General features: G+C 42.0%; 5 protein-coding genes. 1 reads left to right on the top strand and 4 read right to left on the bottom strand.

The genetic code is table 11. The features are described 5' to 3' along the window. From V5T57_RS21055 to V5T57_RS21050, 4 genes are all read right to left on the bottom strand, one after another. On the bottom strand, positions 1 to 120 hold a 120-nt coding region (locus tag V5T57_RS21055; RefSeq protein ID WP_442918253.1), incomplete at its 3' end, for a transposase. 51 nt (positions 121 to 171) lie between these two features. After that, a complete protein-coding gene (locus V5T57_RS20515) occupies positions 172 to 309 on the bottom strand; it encodes a hypothetical protein (RefSeq protein WP_332893139.1) in 138 nt (45 codons plus the stop codon). Between the two features lie 168 nt (positions 310 to 477). Next, positions 478 to 2,184 (bottom strand): hypothetical protein, encoded by a 1,707-nt coding sequence (locus V5T57_RS20510; protein ID WP_332893138.1) that lies wholly within the window; start codon positions 2,182 to 2,184, stop codon positions 478 to 480. Positions 2,185 to 2,898: 714 nt separating this feature from the next. Next, on the bottom strand, positions 2,899 to 3,171 hold the full coding sequence (locus V5T57_RS21050) for a transposase (RefSeq protein WP_442918252.1): 273 nt from the start codon (positions 3,169 to 3,171) through the stop codon (positions 2,899 to 2,901). Positions 3,172 to 3,340: 169 nt separating this feature from the next. Between V5T57_RS21050 and V5T57_RS20505 the strand changes: the two genes are divergently transcribed. Further along, on the top strand, positions 3,341 to 3,687 hold a 347-nt coding region (locus tag V5T57_RS20505), incomplete at its 3' end, for a transposase (protein ID WP_332893137.1).

The raw sequence follows: 3,687 nt of genomic DNA, 5'->3' as shown, positions 1-3,687 counted from the left end.
CCACTTGGCATCGGGAACATCCATGTCGCCACTTATACCGATAAAACGCTCAAAGGATCGGCGATCTGCAATAGCAAGTTCCAACTCTGGATCGGATAGGGTGAACCACTGTTGAAGCAGAAGAGCCTAAAACATCATTAGAGTTGGAAACGGGGGGCGGCCTGCACAACCTTAGTAGATTTGAGCCAATAGTGGCTCAAACCTGGAACAGTCCATCTGCTCATCAATCTGGGTCAGTTGTTCCGGTTTGCGCTTGCGACGGTGAGAACGTTTAATCTCTCCGAAGCTCATCTGTCGTTCCTGGGACATGGCTACCTCCTGAATGCTCAAATGATGGCTATTTTACCAAATCAGGCCGCAATCAGGAATATTGCAAAGATCTCACTGTCTAACTTTGATTTTCGATGACTATAGAAATGCTGCTGTTTTCTTATGTTTGTCGTCTAGATAGTTTTGTGACAGATTAGGACTTTCTGTTTAATACCGGTGATAAAGCTCCCAGATAGATGTTTGTTCTATGATGGTGAAATGAGATTTAACATAAGGCTCTATGGTTTTTCGAAGCATATGATGATCGAGTTCTGTTTTGAGTATAAGTACATAATCAATGTTTCTAAATAAGGACTCTAATGAAAGGTTGGGTGCTTTTCCTATCTGTCCAGAGCCTTTTGCGTAATACCATAGAATAGAGGGGGTTGGTAAAGGTGTTTGTAATAGATAAGGGTAAGGGTTAAGAGGGTAAGAATAAATATGACTGTCAGGTTTGATGTGCTTTTTTAAAAGATCTAGGCCGTTATTGATTTTTAAAACGTATTCTGCGTTGTTTAATGGCGCGTTTAATTTAAGTTTGTTTTCTAATGAGCTTAAGAGTTCATCAGTTGTTGTGGTTGTATTGTTATTGGGCTGAGGTAGCATGATTAATTTTTGAGTAACATCACTGTGCATGCTTAAATGGCTTTCAGACCAAAAAGTCGTCAATTGTAACTTATGCCATGATGCAGCAGCAATGCTGCGCATTAATGAAAAATAGGTGGGAGCAAAGAGTAAGGTGATAAGAAGAAGTAGAAGTGTGTAGTAATGGAAATTTCTATTTGTAGCTTTTATCCAAGTTGTATGTGGATGTTGTATTGTAAGTGCCATGCCGATAATAATACCGTGAGGAAAGAATTGAACTAAAGCATGTTGCCAGTTCATGAAAAATAATATACTTCCAATCAAGGGTGGTGCGAAGATAATGGCGTATGAGAAAGTTCGGAAAGTTGGTAGTACAACCGATGAATCAGATTTTCTGATATGCCTAAGGGTTGTGAATAATATAAATATCCCCAGGCTAAAGATAATGACATCATAGATTACAGTATTAAGTAAGGTTTCTACTCTATCTTGGCCTACACCAGAACCAGCCTTTTCTGCTATATAGGATATGTTGTATGTTAACCAACCAATTAGATTAATACCCGTTATACTTAATAAAGATATGAAAGTGATTAGGCTTGTGATCTTTAATATGTTATGTGTATGAACAAAAAATAGTGACGTAGCTATAATACCAATAACAGCAAGTGTTGCGTTGAACTTTATAAATGTGAGTAAAAATAATAATATTCCAGATAGAATACCTTCAATAATTAGTTGATGTTTATTGAGGTGTTTAGGTGTGGCAATAAGTAGTTGGATAATAATAATGCCTGCTAATGCATAGCTGAAACGGTTGTATTGCATTGCAACCGTTGCTGCACTTGAACTTAAATAGCCTAATGATATTGGGCTGAATAGAATAAGTGCCGTATAAGATGTAAGTGCAAAATTTAAGATATTAGGCAGGCGAGATCGGCCTATCCACCACATAATACAAGCAAGTATGACCCCTAGTAATACCTGTGTATGTGCGAGTGTTTCTATTTGTGAACCAAAGAGATAAATTCCTATCGCAATGATCAAATAGTAGGTTTCACCTAAGTGAGAAATATAATCTTGGTAAGCTTCTTGTCCTTGAAGATAGCGTAACCCTCCATTCATCTCCCAAAAAATATCAGAAAGGGCTGTTCTTTGAGGGGGTAAATCCAGCCATATGATAACGGCTAGAAGAAGTGTCATTACTACAAAAAGTAGAGGAAAACAGCTCTTGTCAAGCCATTGGTAGAGTCTGACGGCATGCTCAGTTTTTGGAAAGATTGGCTTCATTCGCTTGCTCTAATCTCTATGGTTTCTGATGTCATTTAAGAGCCTTAAAAGATCATATGGTTTGTCTTCTATCATTAAGTTAAGTGATCATGTGTTGAAACTGATAGCAGGAACTTCGGTATGAGTTAGAGGAAGTATAGGAGTAAAATGATATTATCTATATTAATAATATTTATAGCAGTGCTAAACCAATTTCCAGCATGTCATTGTATAGCATAATGGCTATGATATCGAACGACGAAAATCTGCCCTTGATTATATTGATGCAGGGTGAGGTGGGTACGCTTCTTATGAGGAACCCCTGTCAACCAAATTCCGGTGGGCTGTTTTTCATATCTCCATAGCCCACAGGAACCCCACAAATTCCCTCGGGGCTGTGGAATTGTGGGAAACAGCCCTGTGTGGGAACTCGGTATTGACGTAACCTTTTCTTATTCGTGCGCCAAAGTACCAAGCTCCAAGTCGGTACGATTCAATGAACAGGGCCGCCATTTTCTGGTCGTTATGTACAACAAAGTGTACCTTGCGGCCCAAAGTATTCTAAGCCGCCACAGGCGGCAAACTTAAACGCCACAGTTTAAGAGCAAGTTTTCTCGCTACGGCTACAATGTCTTTTTAAGGGATTGGACAACGGTTAACAATGCTTTGATATCCCTTTTTAGCTTGGGGCTCTTTTTGACACCATACCCACGCTGCTTCAATCAACAGGCTGCATCATCTTTTTTGGCCAACTGAACGCAACCGTCCACGGTCTTTTTTATCCCCGCTCTCGCTCACCATTGGAGCCAACCCAAGATATGATACGACTTCCTCACCACGGCGGAACCGTGTTGAATGGAACAACTCAGCGGCAAAAGTAGCTGCAGTAACGTCGCCAACACTACATGCTGTTTTTAGGCGTTTGATGCACTGCTGTTGACCACAAGTAATCGATTGGGCGTGGATTTGTGAATCTACTTGAGCCTGTTCAGCTGAGAAAAACGCCAACGCCCGCAGGTGGCTATTAAGGGTTTGGCGGATCGTTGGTGTTGTCTGGAGCCTGTAGAGTCATGCGATGGACCGTTTTCCCCATCTATCCAGGTTTTCTGGCTAAGGTCTGGAAGATCGGTTTGAACCGCTCTATACCGACATTGGCCGCCCAGCCAACTCCACACGGATGATGGTTGGGCTGACCCTGCTTCAATCCATGTATGGGCTCTCTGAAGATGATGTGGTCAATCACTGGCCAGAGAACTCTTACTGGCAATACCTGTGTGGCGCCACATTCTTTACCCATGAGAAACCCATCGCCCGAAGCGGTCTGCCCAAGTGGCACCAACGGGTTGGCAAGAAGGGGCTTGAGCAACTTTTAGAGGAGACCATAAGCCTTGGTCTTCAGTTTGGCGCTGTGAAGCTGTCCAGTCTTGAGCGGGTAACGGTGGATACAACGGTTCAGCCCAAGAACATCGCCCATCCTACGGATGCTAGACTTTTCAATCGGAGCCGGGCGCGTCTTGTGGCACT

The organism is Magnetococcus sp. PR-3, assembly GCF_036689865.1.
In the GTDB taxonomy this organism is placed as follows: Bacteria; Pseudomonadota; Magnetococcia; order Magnetococcales; family Magnetococcaceae; genus Magnetococcus.
This window is presented reverse-complemented; position numbering and strand designations above follow the sequence as displayed.